Consider the following 16,351-nt stretch of genomic DNA (forward strand, 5'->3'; position numbering starts at 1 on the left):
CGCCGGCAGCGACGACTTCGCCAATCACCGCGCTGGCCAGGCCGTGCTTCTTCAGCAGTTCGCTGGCAGCACCGACCGCAGTTGCCGGCAGGATCACCGTGAAGCCGACACCGCAGTTGAAGGTGCGCCACATTTCTTCGCGTGCCACGTTGCCCTCGCGCATCAGCCAGTCGAACACCGGCGGCAACACGATCGCCGATGCATCGAGCTGCAGGCCAAGACCATCGGGCACGACGCGGATGATGTTTTCCTTCAGACCGCCGCCAGTGATGTGCGCCATGCCGTGCACCGGCGCGGCTTGCAGCAGTTCCAGCATCGGCTTGACGTAGATCGTGGTCGGCGCCATCAGCGCGTCGGCCAGCTTGACGCCACCCAGATCCAGGTCGAACGGATTGCCTGCGCGTTCGAGGATCTTGCGCACCAGCGAATAGCCATTCGAATGCGGGCCGCTGGAAGCGACGCCCAGGATAATGTCGCCGGCAACGATCGACTCGCCGCTGAGCAGTTTGGATTTTTCTACCGCGCCGACGGTAAAGCCGGCCAGGTCGTATTCGCCCGGCGGGTACATATCGGGCATTTCGGCGGTCTCGCCGCCGATCAGCGCGCAGCCGGCCAGTTCGCAACCCTTGGCGATGCCGCCGACCACGGCGACCGTGGTATCCACGTCCAGCTTGCCGGTGGCGAAATAATCCAGGAAGAACAACGGTTCGGCGCCCTGCACCAGCACATCGTTGACGCACATGCCGACCAGGTCGATGCCGATACTGTCGTGGCGACCCAACTGCTGAGCCAGCTTCAGCTTGGTGCCCACGCCGTCCGTGCCGGAGACCAGCACCGGCTCCTTGTAGCGGCCAGCCAGGTCGAACAGCCCGCCAAAACCGCCTAGCCCGCCCATGACTTCGGGACGGAAGGTGCGCTTGACCAGCGGCTTGATACGTTCGACGACGGCGTTGCCTGCGTCGATATCGACGCCGGCGGCGCGATAGGTGAGGGCGTCGGACATGGGGTGACCCGGCGAGGCGTGGGAAACGTGTGATGTTAGCAGATGGCGGAGGAAGGCGCTTTTACGGGAGGTGGTAAGTGGAGAGAAGAGAGGGGCAAGTAAGCGCTTGGCTGCCGGCCGCTTGAGCCTCATTCCGCGCCACTGACTTCTTCTTCCGAATGGACGGCTGCCCCAGGATTCGGCAGACTCCTGTCGTTTCCTCCCCCTGGACGAGCCCCATGCGTCTCACCCGCCAGCTTCTCGCCGGTTTCTGCCTCAGCTTGTGTATGTTGCTGGCGGTCGCCCATGCACAGAACCAGGTGTCGCCCTATAACGTGATCGTGCCGGTCAAAGACACCACCGAGCCGGTGCGCGACGAGGCATTTGGCGAGGCGCTGACCCAGGTATTGGCGCGGGTGAGTGGCGGGCAGGATCTGCGGGGGCGCTCTGGCTACGGCGATGTAATCAAGGGTGCGCCGGGCCTGGTTCAGCAGTACCGCTACCAGCGGAATGCCCCCGGGGTGGCGACCGGCTTGAGCCTTTCGGTCACTTTCGACCAGGCCGCGGTACAACGGGCAATTTCCCAGTTGGGCGTAGCCAGTGCGGGCGTGAAACCGCCGGTGCTGCTGGTGGTGCGCGGCGACGACAACCACGTATTGAACAAGGATCAGCTCAACGCATTGGGCCAGGCGGTCGCCGCGCGCGGCTTCGGCGTTGTGATTGCCGATCCGGAAAAGGTTGGCGATACCCCGACCGTTTCGAGCGTCGATGCAGAAGAAGTCATGGCCTTGGCCAAGCAATACCGCACCGGTCTGATGTTGGTGGGCCAGGTGCACGGCAACGGCAACAGTGCCGATTGGAACCTGGTTTCCGGTGGCCCACAGCAGCGCTGGAGCACGACCGGTGCCGATGCCAATGCGATGCAAACGGACGCCGGAAACAATCTTGCGGACCGCCTGAGCAAGCAGCTCAACCTGATTGGCACAGCCAATATCGACGGCAAGCTATGGGTAGGCGGCATCAAATCGGCGATGGATTACGCCAACCTGCTCTCGGTACTGCGCGCCGATCCGATGGTGCGGCAGGTCACAACGCTGAGCGCACAGGGCGATGGCATGCTGTTCGCGGTCAAGGTCGGTTTGCCGCTGGATGCGCTTTCGGCCAATCTGGCGGCAGGGGGGCGGCTGTTGCAGGACAAGGATCATGAAGGCGCCGACGCCAGCCTGCGTTGGCTGCACTAAGCCCCTATGATGGGCAATGCCATGGTCTCAGGGCGCCATGGGCGCCCTGAGCGCTGGCGCGCCACCGTTTTCTCACGCAAGGACATCGAGTGACGACCCATACGCCCATGAATCAGGATGTTTCGCGCCGCTGGCAGATCCTGGCCATCGTGGCAGTGATCGGCTACTTGCTGTGGCTGCTTGCGCCGGTGCTTATGCCGTTTGCCGTGGCGGCGATGCTGGCCTATCTCGGCGATCCGCTGGCCGATCGGCTGGAGCGTCTGGGGCTCGGTCGTACGTTGGCGGTGACCATCGTTTTCCTGATTCTCGTGCTGCTTACCGTTGGCGCGTTGCTGCTGCTGATTCCACTGATCTCGCGCCAGATCGATAACCTGGTGCAGAACCTGCCGCGCTATGTCGAATGGGTGCGCGACACGGCCTTGCCCTGGATCCAGCATAAATTGCGGCTCGATCCCGGGGTGTTCGATACCGATCGGTTGGTGCAGACGATCAAGGAGCATTTCGATTCGATCGGCGGCTTCGCCTCTACGGTGCTGGGCAAGATTTCCCGATCGAGCGTTGGCGTGGTGATGTGGTTGACCAATCTGGTGCTGATCCCGGTGGTGGCGTTCTATCTGCTGCGCGACTGGGATCGCCTGACCTCCTGGATCGACCAGATGCTGCCGCGCTCGATCCAGCCCACCGTAGCCTACCTGGCCCGCGAGTCGGACCACGTGCTCGGTGCGTTCGTGCGCGGTCAGCTGCTGGTGATGCTGGCATTGGGCATCTTCTACGGCGCGTCGCTGGGTGTCGCCGGGCTTTCGGTCGGACCGTTGATCGGCATGGTCGCCGGGCTGCTCAGCTTCGTGCCCTACCTGGGGTTCATGGTCGGCTTCGGCTCGGCCGTGATCGCTGTGCTGGTGCAGTATGGCGATTGGACGCACTTGCTGATCGTGGTCGGTATCTTCGTCGTCGGACAGTTGCTGGAAGGCTATGTGCTGGTGCCGCGTCTGGTGGGCGAGAAGATCGGCCTGCATCCGGTGGCGGTGATCTTTGCCGTGCTGGCGGGTGGCTATCTATTCGGCTTCCTCGGTGTGCTGCTGGCGTTGCCTGCCGCTTCGGTGATCATGGTGCTGCTGCGTTATCTGGGCGAACGCTATCGACAGAGCGAGCTCTATACGATCGAAGGCGAACAGGATCCCGTGATTGCCGAAGTCGACATCATGGTCGAAACACAAGGCGGCGACCTCGAAACCGATACCAAGATTGTCAAGGATGACAGGGACAAGTCCTCGTCATGATTCCGCAGTTGCCGCTCGCCCTGCGTTGGCCGCGCCGCCAGCGTTTCGAACATTTTCATGCTGGCGCTAATGCCGCGGCGCTTGCTGCGATAGAGGCCGTGGCGAAGGGGGCGGATGCCGCCTGGTTATATCTCAACGGTCCTTCAGGCAGCGGCAAGAGTCATTTGTTGATGGCTGCCTGCCAGGTGGCGAACGAACGTGGCTGCGTCGTGCAATATCTGCCATTGGCAAAGCTGCCCGATGCGGCGGCGGCGATTCGCGGCGTTGCCGGCGGCGACTTGCTGGCCTTTGACGACCTGTCGGCCATTGCCGGCAACCGCGACGCGGAGCATGCGTTATTCGACGTGTACAACCAATCGCGTGCCGAAGGCGCGGTCTTGCTGTTCGGTGCGGATGCGACACCCACTGCGGTAGGCCTGGGGCTTCCCGATCTGCGTTCGCGTCTGGGCGCCTGCCAGCAGGTTTCGCTCAAGCCCCTGGACGATGCAGAGCGGCGCACTGTGCTGAAAAAGCATGCAGCCGATCGTGGTATCGATCTGGACGACACCGTGCTCGATTGGTTGTTCGCTCGTTATGCGCGCGATCTTGGCGGTTTGATCGAGCTGTTCGACAAACTCGATCAGGCATCGTTGGCGGCGCGGCGAAAGGTGACAGTGCCGTTCTTGCGGTCGGTGTTGAAGGAGCAGTGAAGCGGCTCGCTGCGCGAGCCTCCCTCACCCCAACCTTCTTCCCCGGCGAAGCCAGGGGAGAGCAACTGTCTTGCAGAGGTCGAGCTCTTGCGGGAAGCTGCGGGCTCTTTGTCAGCCTTGAAAAACGGAGACAAGTACTTACCCCGCGCCGATCCTCCCCTGTAAACCAGGGAGGGATCAAGTTACGCAAGTGCGAAACACCGAGATTCGCCGCAGCCGGCTCCCTCTCCCCTGGCTTGCCGGGGGAGAGGGTTGGGGTGAAGGGGGCTTTTGACTTTTAAGCCTTCAACAACGCAGGAGTCGCCTGCTGGGCCATCACATCGATCATGCCCTGCGCCACATGCAAATTCGCAGCGACAATATTGCCGCTCTCCGGAATACCGTCGCGGCCGGCGAAATCGCAGTAGCGTCCACCGGCTTCGCGCACCAGCAGCACGCCGGCCGCCATATCCCAGGGCTTCAGACCGATCTCGAAATAACCGTCGTAGCGAGCCGCCGCCACATAGGCCAGATCCAGTGCGGCCGAGCCGGACCGACGCAGGTCTTCGGCCTGGCCGAGCATGGCGCGTGTGATATCCAGCTGCGGCCCCAGGTGCTCGCGCTGGCGATACGGAAAACCGGTGGCGATCATTGCGCCGCCGAGGTTTTCGCGCTTGCTTACACGTATACGGCGGTCGTTGAGATAGGCGCCATCGCCCTTGCTGGCGGTGAACAGCTCGTCCCGCAAGGGGTCGAATACCACGCCATAGACCGGTTCGCCGCGGTCGAGCAGGGCGATGGAGACAGAGAAATGCGGAATGCCGCGCAAGTAGTTATGCGTGCCATCGAGTGGATCGATCACCCATACCAGCGGTCCTTTGCCGACGGCACCGCCTTCCTCGGCGAGGATGGCGTGCGTGGGGTAGGCGCGACGCAGTTCCTTGACGATCTCGGCTTCGGCCATGCGATCGACCTCGGAAGCGAAGTCCATCCGCTGCTTCTCGACGACGTTCAAGCCGTCGATGCGGTTCATATAGCGCAAGATCACGTTTCCAGCGGCGCGAGCGGCGCGCACCGCGACGTTAACGGCGGGTCTGGGCATGGCTTCAGGCTTTCAAAAGAACGGGGCTACGGTCGAGCATTCTAGCAGGTTGCGGCAAAGTCCGTGAGACGGCCCCGGCCATCCTCTATCCTTAAGGGCTCCTCCGGCGTTCCCACACTGTGTCCGTATCCATGTCCCCCTCCGATCTGATCCGCTTCGTTCTCGTTCGCACCTCCCATCCCGGCAATATTGGCAGCGCTGCCCGGGCGATGCGGACCATGGGGCTGACACGGATGGCACTGGTCGCCCCGCAGCGGTTTCCACACCCGGACGCCGCGGCGCTGGCCGCCGGGGCCGACGATGTCATGGGGAGTGCCGGTGTGCATGACGAACTGGTCGGTGGTCTGGCGGGCTGCAGCCTGGCACTGGGTTTATCGGCGCGACGCCGTGGCGTGGATCTTCCCGAACTCACTCCGCGCGAAGCCGCCGAGCGAGCGCTGGCCGCCGCCGCGCGTGGCGAGCAGGTGGCGCTGGTCTTCGGTAATGAGCGCACCGGGTTGGAGAACGACGAGCTGGCTCGCTGCCACGCAATGGTACGCATTCCCAGCGTGGACGATTTCAGCTCGCTCAACCTGTCCCAGGCGGTGCAGGTCATGGCCTACGAGTTGCGTCTGGCTCTGCTCGGCGACTTGCCGCTGGCTCCGGCGCCGCGCGAAGATGCCGAACCGCCGGCCGATGCGGAAAAAATGGAGCGCTTCTTCGCTCATCTGGCGCAGACGCTGGACGATATCGAGTTCCACAAGGGACGTTCGGCCAACGTCATCATGCTGCGCCTGCGCAAGCTGTTCCAGCGCGCGCAGATGGACGAGCGCGAATTGCGCATCCTGCATGGCATCCTGGCCGATGCGCAGCGCATGGCCGGCTTGGCTAACGCCAAGCGCTAGAGCCAGCGCTCTACCAACTGCCAGAGCGAGCGCATCGCGCCGAAGGAAACCGAAACGCTGCACAAGGTCGCGATCCAGACCAGGATCAGCAGGCCGCCATCGCGCTCGATCAACGCCAGTGCGAAGGCCAGCAGCATCACGCCGAAGACATAGTTAGTGAACGGAATCGGCAATATCAACAGCACGCCGAGCAGGGTCATCATCAGTCCCGAGGCGATCGTCAGCGGATGGGCAGTGAGTCGCTCCAGCCGCGGCTTGCACAGCTTTTCCAACCAGCGGGTGATCGGCGCGATTCGTTCGAGGAAATGCTGCAACGAACTGCGCTTGAGCGCGCGCTGCTTCAACCAACGCGGCAGCCAGGGACGTTCGAGACCCACCAACATCTGCAAGCCGAGCAGGGCAGCCAGCGTGCCAGTAATGCCACCCATGCCCAGCGGCACGGGAATGAAATTCGGGATCGCGACCAACAGCAGCAGAAAGCCGAACGCACGGTGCTGCAGTTGCGTCATGAGCTCCTCGAGACGGATTGTCTCGCCGTCGTGCGCAGCCACGGCGGCGGCTAGCAGGTCGGTCGTGCGCAGATCATGCGGTTTGTCGGCCATGACCGGATCATCGCCGGCCAGCATTGAATGCCGCATGAGGACGCCCGGACGCTGCCTATTGCTCGTCCTCGGCCGGGTCGGTACGGGCCGGCAGGGTGATCAAAAGCTTATCGATACGGGCACCGTCCAGGTCCACCACTTCGAAGCGGATGCCTTGCCACGCGAAGACCTCGCCGGTCTGCGGGATATGCCCCAGTGCTGCCATGACCATGCCGGCAGCGGTGCGGTATTCATGTTCCTGCTCGCCGGGCAGGTGATCGACCTTGAGCAATTCGCGCAGGTCGTCGCTGGACAGCGAGCCGTCGACCAGCCAACTACCGTCGCCGCGCGCGACGATCGGCGGGTGCTCCTCATGCTTGTGCCCATGGCCATGGCCGAGCTGGGAGGCACCGACGACGGCGGCGAGCAGGTCGTTGAGCGTGACCAGCCCTTCGATATCGCCGTACTCGTCCACGACCAGCGCCATTGGCGTCTCCGCGTCGCGGAACTCTTCCAGGAGATCCAGGGCGCGCGCGGTAGCGGGCACGAACAGCGGCTTGGCCATGCGCGAGAACATGTCCGAATGGCCGCCGCGATAATTGCGCAGCAGGTTCTTGACCTCGACCACGCCGACGATATCGCTTTCATCGCCGCGATATACCGGGTAGCGCGAATAAGGTGTATCGCGCAGGATCTCGTCGTTCTCCGCCGGTGTAGCGGTGGTATCCAGCCAGGCGATGCGCATGCGTGGGGTCATTACGCTGTCTACTGTGCGATCGCCCAGGCGCAGCACGCGATTGACCATGTTGTGCTCGTCGCGATCGAGCACGCCCTGTTCGGCACTTTCGGCCACCAGCAGACGGATCTCCTCTTCGGTCGCCGCCTCGCGGCTGGTGCCGCTGACCCGCAGTAACCGCAGCAACAGGCTGCTGGAGGCGTTGAGCAACCAGACGAATGGGGCGGTAGCACGCGACAGCACCAGCATCGGCATGGCGACATAGCCGGAGACGCGTTCGGGGGCGGCCAGGGCCAGGCGCTTGGGTACCAGTTCGCCGATCACGATCTGGATAAACGAGATCAACACGAAGCTCAGCGCCACGCCGATGATCCGGGCATAGGGTTCCAGCCAGGCGGCCTTGCCGCCATGGAGGGCATCGGCAATATGAGCGCCCAGCGCATCGCCCGCCAGCGCGCCGGTTACCAGCATCACAAAGGTGATGCCGACCTGGACGGTGGACAGGAAATGCTCCGGCGCTTCGGCGTGGCGCAGGGCCACCCGGGCGCGTCGGCTGCTCTTGGCCATCTGCTTCAGGCGACTCTTGCGCGAGGCGACCAGCGCCATTTCCGAGAGCGCGAAGAAGCCGTTGCACAGCGCGAGGACGATGACGAGCGCGATTTCGGTCAGCATCGCGGCGGCTGTGATTTCGAAGGCATATCGAGGAGTTTAAAACCAGGAGGGGGCGCCTTAACAAGCCACGGATGGCCGGACGGCTGCGGTCAGTGGGGATGGTCCTGTAACATAGAGGTCATATTTTCCCTTTTTCCGGACCGTACCCTCATGTTTTCACTGCAAACCATCTTCGGCAAAGGCGACAAGTTCTATGGCCTGCTCGAACAGAGCGCCGAAGCGGTCCGGGAAAGTGCCAAGGCCCTTCACGCGCTGGTCTCGCACCAGGACACTGCGCCGGTCATGACCGCCTTCGCCGCCAATCGCGCCCGCGAGAAGGCCTTGGCCGGGCAAATCAGCGAGGAACTGGTCAACACCTTCGTGACCGCCCTCGACCGCGAAGATATCGAAGCACTCAACTCGGCCCTGTACAAGATCCCCAAAACTATCGAGAAGTTCGCCGAACGCTACGAGATCGTGTCCGGGCGTCTGGCAGATATCGATTTCGCCCCGCGTACCCTCGTGCTGGAACGTGCCGCCGGCGTGGTCGAAGAAATGATTGGCGAGCTGCGCAAGGGTTTGCGCATCGATCCGGTAAAGAAGCTGCAGGATCGCCTGCAGACCTTGGAGGCCGAGGGCGATCGGATGCTGCTCTCGCCGTACCGCACGCTTTATGTGGAAAGCAACGACGCAATGCGCGCCATGCTGGCCAAGGATCTGTTCGAGCTGCTGGAAAAAGCCATCGATAAGTGCCGCGATGTCGGCAACATCGTCTATTCGATCGTCCTGAAGAACTCCTGACGGAAAGGCCGATACGATGCTTGCCTTCGCTTCGCGACGCCCGGCCCATGCGGGAGCCCGCCCATGAGCCTGGTCTTCGTGGTCGTGCTGATTGCACTGGCCTTTACTTACATCAACGGCTTCCACGATACGGCCAACTCCATCGCCACCGTGGTGGCGACCAAGGTGCTCACGCCCGGACAGGCGGTGCTGATGGCCGCCATCACCAACATGATCGGTGCGTTATGGGGCACGGCCGTAGCGGTGACCATCGCCTCCGGGCTGATCGATACCGGTATCGTCGATGTCGGGCCGCACCTGCTCATCTGCGCCTTGCTGGCTGCGACGATATGGAACCTCATCACTTGGTGGTGGGGACTTCCGTCCAGCTCCAGCCACGCACTCATCGGCGCCCTGGCGGGTGCGGCGATCGCGGCCTCGGCCAATAATTTCCAGGCGATCATCTGGTTCCAGGACGGTACCCACTGGTGGTCGGGCAAGGGCGTCGTACCGAAAGTGATCGTGCCGATGGTGATTTCGCCACTGCTCGGCTTCGTTATCGGTTTCGTGTTGATGGGATCGCTGTACGCGGTGCTGGCCTGGTTTGCCAATCGCAGGGGTTTCCTCCGCCGCTTCGGTCGCACGCCGTTCGTCAACAGTCTGTTCGGCAAGGCGCAGATCTTCTCGGCTAGCGCCATGGGCCTGGCCCATGGCATGAACGACGCGCAGAAGAGCATGGGCATCATCGCGCTGGCTCTGGCCGGTGCCACGGCCGCGGGGCAGTTCGATCACCTGCCGGTCTGGCTGCACTTCCTGCGTATCGACGGCGATGCCCATGGCGGCTTCGTCGTACCGGTCTGGGTGAAGATCGTCTGTGCGCTGACGATGGCGGCCGGTACCGCCGGCGGCGGCTGGCGCATCATCAAGACGCTGGGTCACAAGATGGTCAAGCTCCATCCGATCAATGGTTTTGCTGCCGAGGGCAGCTCGGCGGCGGTGATCCTGACGGCTTCGGTCCTGGGCATTCCGGTATCCACCACTCACAATGTCTCTGCGTCGATCATGGGCGTGGGCGCGGCCAAGCGCTGGAATGCCATTCGCTGGTCGGTGGTGGAGCGGATGGTCTGGGCGTGGATCCTGACGTTGCCGGTAACGGCGCTGCTGGCCTATGGGTTGGTGCGGGTGGCTGGCACGTTTGTGCACTGAGGGTTGGTTTTAGGGACGAGGGGCGAGTAGCGAGGGCGCCAGAACCGGCCTCGTGAAGCAGGCCGGCAAATACGTCGACAATTTAGTGTGCGCTTCGATGCAAGGTACCCGCTCGGGCTTGCGCCCTCGCTACTCCTCCCTAAAGCACTCCCGACCTACAGCGCATCCCCATTTACCGCGACCCACTGTTCCAACTGATCCCCGAGCACTCCCAGCTCCCTGATGACCCGTCTGAGCTCGGCGGCGTTCAGCAATTCGTACGGGCGGTTCTCGCACAGGTGCAGGTAGGGTGAGCCGTCCAGATCGGTCACGGCAAGAAACCCTGTCCGCTGCTCCCAGTTGAAGCGCAGGCAGCGCCGGGCGTCGGTACCCGCGAGCGGCCCGATCGGGGTAGAAATGCGCAGGAACCGGCGTCCCGACTCGTCTTCCAGCTCGGCCAGGTAGATACCCTGGTGCCGATCGTCGGCCAGGGTCAGGTCGAAGCTGACCAGGTAGGGGTCGTTGTGCCTGAGCTGATGCAGGCCGCCGATGTACGAACGTATCGCTTCGAAATGGCGCATGGCGATGATCCGGCTTGGGCGTGAGCACGGCCTGGGAGCGCCGCGCCTGGAGACTGTGCCATGAGTTCGTCGCGTGTGGGTTAGCGTTACGATATGAAGTCATGAATGAAGCCCATGCTCGCGTGTTTGCAGCCATCGCCGCCATCCCACCCGGCCGTGTGGCCAGTTACGGTGCCATTGCGCAGCGGGCCGGCCTGCCTGGGCGGGCTCGGCTGGTCGGCAAGCTCCTGGGCGAGGTACCCGAGGGTATGGTACTGCCCTGGTTCCGCGTGCTGCGTTCCAGCGGGCAGATTGCCTTTCCGCCGGGAAGTCGGGCATTTCGCGAACAGAGCAGGCTGCTGCGCGCCGAAGGCATCGAAGTGAAGAACGGTCGCGTGCCATTGTCGCGTTTTGGATTGGATGCGGATATCGACCGCGCCTTATGGGGGTTGGGTGAGGGGTAAACTTGCGGCAAGGCCTGACTCACGTGCTGTCCGCGGCGTTTGTTAGCATTCGAGCAATGGCTTCCTCCCCACTCGATATTCTTCAAAGCGTTTTCGGCTATTCGCAGTTTCGCGGTCAGCAGCAGGCGATCGTCGAGCAAGTGGCCGAGGGCGGCGATGCCCTGGTGCTGATGCCGACCGGCGGCGGCAAGTCGCTGTGCTATCAGATTCCCGCCCTGCTGCGGCAAGGTACCGGCATCGTGGTCTCGCCCTTGATCGCATTGATGCAGGATCAGGTCGATGCCCTGCGCGAAGCCGGAGTAGCGGCGGCTTATCTCAACTCCAGCCTCACCGCCGAGGCGCAGCGCGAGGTCGAACGCGAGCTGCTGGCCGGCGAACTGAATCTGCTGTATGTCGCGCCGGAGCGTTTGCTGACGCCGCGCTTCCTCAGTTTGCTCGAGCGCACGGAGGTTGCATTGTTCGCCATCGACGAGGCGCATTGCGTCTCGCAATGGGGGCACGATTTCCGCCCCGAATACCGTGAGCTGGCCATCCTGCATCAACGCTTTGCGCATGTGCCGCGCATTGCGCTCACCGCGACCGCCGATCAGCGTACACGCGACGAAATCGTCGAGCGGCTGGCACTGGAGGGCGCACGTCAGTTTGTCTCCAGCTTCGATCGACCCAATATCCACTACAGCATTGCGCTGCGGCAGAACGCCAAGCGGCAACTGCTGGAATTTCTCGAAGCTCATCGCGGCGAGGCCGGCATCGTCTATGCGCTCAGTCGCCGCAAAGTGGAGGAGACTGCCGAGTGGCTCGCTTCTGAAGGGGTGGCTGCGCTGCCTTATCACGCAGGGCTAGAAGCGGCTACACGCAGCGCGAACCAGCAGCGCTTCCTGCGCGAGGATGGCGTAGTGATGGTGGCGACCGTGGCTTTTGGCATGGGCATCGACAAGCCCGACGTGCGCTTCGTCGCGCACCTGGATTTGCCCCGCAGCATGGAAGGTTATTACCAGGAGACCGGTCGCGCCGGCCGCGACGGTTTGCCAGCTGAAGCCTGGATGATCTACGGCTTGGTCGACGTAGTCACGATGAGTCAGATGATTGCGCAGTCCGAGTCCGCCGACGACCGCAAAAGGGTCGAGCGGCAGAAGCTCGAATCGTTGCTCGCCTACGCGGAAGCCACGCAATGCCGGCGCGAACTGTTGCTCGGTGCGTTTGGCGAAAACTATTCAGGCCCTTGCGGTCATTGCGACAACTGTCGCCAGCCCCCCAAGACCTGGAACGCCACGGTGCCCGCGCAGAAGGCGCTCTCGTGCGTGTACCGCAGCGGGCAGCGGTATGGTTCCGGCCATGTCGTCGACATCCTGCGCGGTGTCGATAATCCACGCATGACCCAGCTGGGCCACGATAAGCTGAGCACCTTCGGCATCGGGGCGGATATGGATGCGAAGCAGTGGAACTCCGTGTTGCGACAGCTGCTGGCCGCCGGCCTGCTCGAAGCCGATGCGGAGGGCTACGGTACCTTGCGCTTGACCCGCAGCAGCCGCGATGTGCTGGTCGGCAATCGCAGCGTGCTGCTGCGCGAAGATGTGCGCCTGGAGCGGCGTTCGCGTCGCCGAGCCGACAGCAAGCTGGTCACCGGAAGCCTGGGCATCGAGGCCTATGAGCAGCCCATGTGGGATGCCTTGCGCGCCTTGCGTGCGCAACTGGCCAAGCAGCATGGGGTGCCTGCTTACGTAATTTTCCATGACGCCACCTTGCTGGGTATGCTGCGCGCGCTGCCGGGTAACGAGGAAGAGATGGCCTCGATCAGCGGCGTGGGCGAGGCCAAGCTCAAGCGTTACGGCAAGGATTTCCTTGCCGTAATAAACGCACAGGCAGATTGACTGCAATGTAGCTGCGCCGACAAGGTAGTCAGGTATCCTGGACGCCTATCTTCCGCGCCTCTCCTGAATCGCCGATTCAGCCCGCCGCTTGTATCCAGGCGCCCGGCCGTTTACAACACCAGGTGCTGCTTCTCGCGACAAGGACCTTTGCCATGCATGACGCTGCCCTGATTCCCACCTTGGTCGGCGGCATCGTGCTGGCCTTCCTCTTCGCCGCCATCGCACATCGGCTGAAGCTGCCGATCCTGGCCGGCTATCTTTTTGCCGGCGTCGTCGCCGGGCCGTTCACGCCGGGCTTCGTCGCCGATGGGGCGATTGCCCACGAGTTGGCCGAAGTCGGCGTGGTGCTGCTGATGTTCGGCGTCGGTCTGCATTTTTCCCTGAAAGACCTGCTCGCCGTCAAAGCGATCGCGATTCCCGGCGCGCTCGGCCAGATGGCCGCAGCCACCGTCATGGGCCTTATCCTCGGCTGGGCACTGGATTGGCCGTTCGCGCAGAGCTTCGTCTTCGGTCTGGCCTTGTCGGTTGCCAGTACCGTAGTACTGCTACGAGCGTTGGGTGAGCGGCACTTGATGGAAACCGGTCGTGGCCGGCTGGCCGTAGGCTGGCTGATCGTGGAAGACCTGGCCATGGTGCTGGCGCTGGTCTTGCTTCCTGCGATCGGTGGCGCCATCAGTCAGGGCGAGTCGTTGTCGCCGCTCGTCTTGCTGAAGACTGTTGGCCTGACGCTGGGCAAGGTGGCGCTATTTATCGTGTTGATGCTGGTGGTGGGCAAGCGCTTGATCCCCTGGCTGCTCAAGACGGTAGCGCATTCGGGATCGCGGGAGCTGTTCCGGCTCGCGGTGCTGGCGGTGGCTCTGGGTGTGGCCTTCGGTGCGGCTGGGCTGTTCGGTGTCTCGTTCGAGCTGGGTGCGTTTTTTGCCGGCATGATGATGGCCGAGTCCAAGTTGTCGCACGATGCGGCGGAGGAGACGCTGCCATTGCGCGACGCGTTCGCCGTACTGTTCTTCGTTTCGATCGGCATGCTGTTCAACTACCGCGTGCTGTTCGATCAGCCGTTGGCGGTGCTGGCCGCGCTTGGCATCATCGTGATCGGCAAGTCCGCCGCGGCGTTCGGCGTCGTGCTGGCTTTCCGCAAGCCTCTGCGCACGGCACTGACGCTTGCGGTCAGCCTGGCCCAGATCGGCGAGTTCTCCTTCATCCTGATCGGCCTGGGCGTCAGCCAGAACATGGTCACCCGTGAAGCGCAGGACGTGCTGCTGGCTGCGGCGATCATCTCGATCCTGCTCAATCCGTTCCTCTTCAAGTGGCTCGATCGGTATCTGGCGGCGCGTGAGCAGGCGGAACCGGCCACCACTGACGCCATAGCGGAAACGCCGGCGTTGGTGCCTACGTTGCTCCAAGGGCATATGATCGTCGCCGGATACGGTAGCCTCGGCCAGTTATTGGGCGAGCGCATTCGTGCGCGCGGCGAACCGCTGCTCGTCCTCGAAGAGGGCGAGGACCGGCTGGAGCTTCTTCATGCCAGTGGCATCGAGGTGCTTGCCGGCAATGCTTCGCACGACGATGTGCTTGAAGCCGCCGGACTCGAGCGTGCCAAGGCCTTGTTCGTCACCTTGCCAGACGCTTTCGAAAGCGGCGAGGTCATTCACGTCGCACGGCGCCTGAATCCTGGTTTGCGGATCGTCGCGCGTGCCGACTCGGCCGAGTGCCTGGCTCATCTGCAGGCGCAGGGAGCCGACGCGGTGTTGCAGATGGAGCCGGAACTGGCACGGGTCATGATCGAGCAGCTTGCTCCGGCGTAAGTACGGTAAGAGCTTTTCAGCCCACCGACTGCCATCGCAATACGGGTGCCCCGTATGCCCGTGTGTGCTTCAACGCCAATGCCGGCATGTAACGCCACGCGCCGAGGTCTTCCGGCAGCCGGGCCTGTGGCCAGCCGTTACGTAGTGCCCTAATAGCTGCCTCGACCGATTCATGGCGGCCCAGTTCGCTCTCGCCATGCAAACTGCGCCAACGGCGACCATGTTGCACGATACGGAAAAGCCCGCTTTTTGAGGGGAAAATATATTGAGCTAGCACAGCGTCTTATTCTTACTCGTCCAAGAGTCCTCTTACTCTACGAATCGCATGTGACCGGTTTGTCGGTAAAGGGTTACGTTTTGATGGCCGGCCGCCTGCTGTTCATGGAGCGCTTTGGGAACGCTATTGTCATTTATGTGTGTATACATCCGTCTTAAATCGGTAACGCGTATGCGTGGAAAATCGCGCGAGGTTCATTAGGGGCCGTCACTGCGCAACTGCCAGTGGTATGGGCGGTCGCGTTTTCCGGAGACAGGGGATGCGCTACGCGATCTACTATTGTCCGCAGGCCGAAACAGAATTGGCGCACTTCGGCCATGCCTGGCTCGACCTCGACGCGCGCGTAACCGGCATCGGGCCCGATCGGCTGGACGAGCTTCTGCGCGATGCCCGTCGCTATGGTTGGCATGCGACCATCCGCGCGCCGTTCGAATTGATGGCGAGCTACACCCTCAGCGATCTCTATCGCGCGGTGGGTTCGATAGCGCACACCATGCATGCTTTCGACATGCCGCTGCAGCTCGATTCGCTGGCTGGTTTCCTGGCGCTGCGCCCGGCAGGCACCAGCGGCCGTATCGATGCGCTGGCGGCCACTTGCTTGCAAGCCTTGCAGCCGCTGTGCGCACCTCTGGACGAGGCGCACCGGCGCCAGCGTGCGCACGGCCTGGATCCTGTCGAGCGCGATCTGTTGCGCCGCTATGGTTATCCATATGTGCTGGATCGCTATCGCTTCCATATGACGCTCGCCGCGCCGGCGTCGCCCTCCGAAGAGCGCGCGCTATTGTCGGCGCTTCGCGCCCGGGGCCTGGAAACCGCTACCGCTCGCATCGACGCGCTGACGATCTGCCGCGAGCGCTATCCCGGTGGCGATTTCGAAGAGATCGAGCACATTCCCCTGACGATCAAGGAAGCGGCGTGAGAAGCGGACAGTTGTATTACGTCATGGGCCCAGCGGGGGCGGGCAAGCTGAGCGTGCTCAATTGGGTGCGTGAACATGGTGTGCCTCTGGGCGTGGTCTGCGCGCAGCGGTACGCCACCGGGTTGACGACCGCTGGCCTGGAACAACATGTACTGCTTGGCGATGAGGAATTTGCTGCCCGGGAACAGCGTGGTCTGTTTGTGTTGACCTGGTCGCAAAGCGAACGGCGCTACGCGATCGGGCGCGAAGTGGAACACTGGATGCAGCGCGGCGCGGATGTATTGGTCAACGGTTCATGCAGTGCGTTGGCTTTGGCCCAGCACCGATTTCCGCATTTGCAGCCGGTAGTGATTACGGCGTGTCCC

15 protein-coding genes and 1 pseudogene are annotated in these 16,351 nt (G+C 63.0%); 11 read left to right on the forward strand and 5 right to left on the reverse strand.

Features of this window, described 5'->3' with window-relative positions:
* Nucleotides 1-1,003, reverse strand: a 1,003-nt coding sequence (purM, locus tag VIM98_RS19090; RefSeq protein WP_331994690.1) for a phosphoribosylformylglycinamidine cyclo-ligase, incomplete at its 3' end; no start/stop codon positions are given.
* 218 nt (nucleotides 1,004-1,221) lie between these two features.
* Between purM and VIM98_RS19095 the strand changes: the two genes are divergently transcribed.
* From VIM98_RS19095 to hda, 3 genes are all read left to right on the forward strand, one after another.
* Nucleotides 1,222-2,223: a DUF2066 domain-containing protein gene (locus VIM98_RS19095; protein WP_331994691.1), complete on the forward strand. Its 1,002-nt coding sequence runs from the start codon at nucleotides 1,222-1,224 to the stop codon at nucleotides 2,221-2,223.
* Nucleotides 2,224-2,330: 107 nt separating this feature from the next.
* Nucleotides 2,331-3,503, forward strand: a complete 1,173-nt coding sequence (locus VIM98_RS19100) for an AI-2E family transporter (RefSeq protein ID WP_331994704.1) — start codon at nucleotides 2,331-2,333, stop codon at nucleotides 3,501-3,503.
* On the forward strand, nucleotides 3,500-4,192 hold the full coding sequence (gene hda, locus VIM98_RS19105) for a DnaA regulatory inactivator Hda (protein ID WP_331994692.1): 693 nt from the start codon (nucleotides 3,500-3,502) through the stop codon (nucleotides 4,190-4,192). The genes VIM98_RS19100 and hda overlap by 4 nt, the downstream gene beginning before the upstream one ends.
* Before the next feature lie 277 nt (nucleotides 4,193-4,469).
* Here the strand turns inward: hda and VIM98_RS19110 are convergent, their stop codons facing one another.
* Nucleotides 4,470-5,273: an inositol monophosphatase family protein gene (locus VIM98_RS19110; protein ID WP_331994693.1), complete on the reverse strand. Its 804-nt coding sequence runs from the start codon at nucleotides 5,271-5,273 to the stop codon at nucleotides 4,470-4,472.
* 131 nt (nucleotides 5,274-5,404) lie between these two features.
* On the opposite strand from VIM98_RS19110, the gene VIM98_RS19115 reads away from it, so the two are divergent.
* Nucleotides 5,405-6,157: an RNA methyltransferase gene (locus VIM98_RS19115; RefSeq protein ID WP_331994694.1), complete on the forward strand. Its 753-nt coding sequence runs from the start codon at nucleotides 5,405-5,407 to the stop codon at nucleotides 6,155-6,157.
* Here the strand turns inward: VIM98_RS19115 and VIM98_RS19120 are convergent.
* A complete protein-coding gene (locus VIM98_RS19120) occupies nucleotides 6,154-6,795 on the reverse strand; it encodes an exopolysaccharide biosynthesis protein (protein ID WP_331994695.1) in 642 nt (213 codons plus the stop codon). The genes VIM98_RS19115 and VIM98_RS19120 overlap by 4 nt on opposite strands.
* A 19-nt stretch (nucleotides 6,796-6,814) precedes the next feature.
* On the reverse strand, nucleotides 6,815-8,146 hold the full coding sequence (locus tag VIM98_RS19125; RefSeq protein WP_331994696.1) for a hemolysin family protein: 1,332 nt from the start codon (nucleotides 8,144-8,146) through the stop codon (nucleotides 6,815-6,817).
* 150 nt (nucleotides 8,147-8,296) lie between these two features.
* Between VIM98_RS19125 and VIM98_RS19130 the strand changes: the two genes are divergently transcribed.
* Entirely contained in the window at nucleotides 8,297-8,926 is a 630-nt protein-coding gene (locus tag VIM98_RS19130) for a pit accessory protein (RefSeq protein WP_331994697.1), read from the forward strand.
* Between the two features lie 63 nt (nucleotides 8,927-8,989).
* Nucleotides 8,990-10,111, forward strand: a complete 1,122-nt coding sequence (locus VIM98_RS19135) for an inorganic phosphate transporter (protein WP_331994698.1) — start codon at nucleotides 8,990-8,992, stop codon at nucleotides 10,109-10,111.
* A 155-nt stretch (nucleotides 10,112-10,266) separates the two neighbouring features.
* Here VIM98_RS19135 and VIM98_RS19140 read toward each other — a convergent pair whose 3' ends face one another.
* Nucleotides 10,267-10,671 carry a hypothetical protein gene (locus tag VIM98_RS19140; protein ID WP_331994699.1) on the reverse strand — a complete coding sequence of 135 codons (405 nt, stop codon included), beginning with the start codon at nucleotides 10,669-10,671 and terminating at the stop codon, nucleotides 10,267-10,269.
* Between the two features lie 101 nt (nucleotides 10,672-10,772).
* Here VIM98_RS19140 and VIM98_RS19145 point away from each other — a divergent pair, with 101 nt between their 5' ends.
* The 5 genes and pseudogenes from VIM98_RS19145 to VIM98_RS19165 all read left to right on the forward strand — a co-directional run.
* Nucleotides 10,773-11,114 (forward strand): MGMT family protein, encoded by a 342-nt coding sequence (locus VIM98_RS19145; protein ID WP_331994700.1) that lies wholly within the window; start codon nucleotides 10,773-10,775, stop codon nucleotides 11,112-11,114.
* A gap of 56 nt (nucleotides 11,115-11,170) precedes the next feature.
* Nucleotides 11,171-12,985: a DNA helicase RecQ gene (gene recQ, locus VIM98_RS19150; protein ID WP_331994701.1), complete on the forward strand. Its 1,815-nt coding sequence runs from the start codon at nucleotides 11,171-11,173 to the stop codon at nucleotides 12,983-12,985.
* Between the two features lie 152 nt (nucleotides 12,986-13,137).
* Nucleotides 13,138-14,790, forward strand: coding sequence for a YbaL family putative K(+) efflux transporter (gene ybaL, locus VIM98_RS19155; protein ID WP_331994702.1), 1,653 nt, complete (start codon nucleotides 13,138-13,140; stop codon nucleotides 14,788-14,790).
* Between the two features lie 536 nt (nucleotides 14,791-15,326).
* Nucleotides 15,327-15,986, forward strand: a complete 660-nt coding sequence (locus VIM98_RS19160) for a DUF1045 domain-containing protein (protein WP_331994703.1) — start codon at nucleotides 15,327-15,329, stop codon at nucleotides 15,984-15,986.
* A pseudogene (locus VIM98_RS19165) lies at nucleotides 15,983-16,351 on the forward strand (phosphonate metabolism protein/1,5-bisphosphokinase (PRPP-forming) PhnN); the annotation flags it as partial. The gene VIM98_RS19160 and the pseudogene VIM98_RS19165, both read left to right, overlap by 4 nt.

It is taken from the genome of Dyella sp., assembly GCF_036568765.1.
Classification (GTDB): Bacteria; Pseudomonadota; Gammaproteobacteria; order Xanthomonadales; family Rhodanobacteraceae; genus GSA-30.

What these genes read in the sequence shown, in the direction of transcription:
- VIM98_RS19095 (WP_331994691.1), top strand. Translation starts at nt 1,222, where the DNA reads ATGCGTCTCACCCGCCAGCTTCTCGCCGGTTTCTGCCTCAGCTTGTGT.
- VIM98_RS19100 (WP_331994704.1), top strand. Translation starts at nt 2,331, where the DNA reads ATGAATCAGGATGTTTCGCGCCGCTGGCAGATCCTGGCCATCGTGGCA.
- hda (WP_331994692.1), top strand. Translation starts at nt 3,500, where the DNA reads ATGATTCCGCAGTTGCCGCTCGCCCTGCGTTGGCCGCGCCGCCAGCGT.
- VIM98_RS19110 (WP_331994693.1), bottom strand. Translation starts at nt 5,273, where the DNA reads ATGCCCAGACCCGCCGTTAACGTCGCGGTGCGCGCCGCTCGCGCCGCT.
- VIM98_RS19115 (WP_331994694.1), top strand. Translation starts at nt 5,405, where the DNA reads ATGTCCCCCTCCGATCTGATCCGCTTCGTTCTCGTTCGCACCTCCCAT.
- VIM98_RS19120 (WP_331994695.1), bottom strand. Translation starts at nt 6,795, where the DNA reads ATGCGGCATTCAATGCTGGCCGGCGATGATCCGGTCATGGCCGACAAA.
- VIM98_RS19125 (WP_331994696.1), bottom strand. Translation starts at nt 8,146, where the DNA reads ATGCTGACCGAAATCGCGCTCGTCATCGTCCTCGCGCTGTGCAACGGC.
- VIM98_RS19130 (WP_331994697.1), top strand. Translation starts at nt 8,297, where the DNA reads ATGTTTTCACTGCAAACCATCTTCGGCAAAGGCGACAAGTTCTATGGC.
- VIM98_RS19135 (WP_331994698.1), top strand. Translation starts at nt 8,990, where the DNA reads ATGAGCCTGGTCTTCGTGGTCGTGCTGATTGCACTGGCCTTTACTTAC.
- VIM98_RS19140 (WP_331994699.1), bottom strand. Translation starts at nt 10,671, where the DNA reads ATGCGCCATTTCGAAGCGATACGTTCGTACATCGGCGGCCTGCATCAG.
- VIM98_RS19145 (WP_331994700.1), top strand. Translation starts at nt 10,773, where the DNA reads ATGAATGAAGCCCATGCTCGCGTGTTTGCAGCCATCGCCGCCATCCCA.
- recQ (WP_331994701.1), top strand. Translation starts at nt 11,171, where the DNA reads ATGGCTTCCTCCCCACTCGATATTCTTCAAAGCGTTTTCGGCTATTCG.
- ybaL (WP_331994702.1), top strand. Translation starts at nt 13,138, where the DNA reads ATGCATGACGCTGCCCTGATTCCCACCTTGGTCGGCGGCATCGTGCTG.
- VIM98_RS19160 (WP_331994703.1), top strand. Translation starts at nt 15,327, where the DNA reads ATGCGCTACGCGATCTACTATTGTCCGCAGGCCGAAACAGAATTGGCG.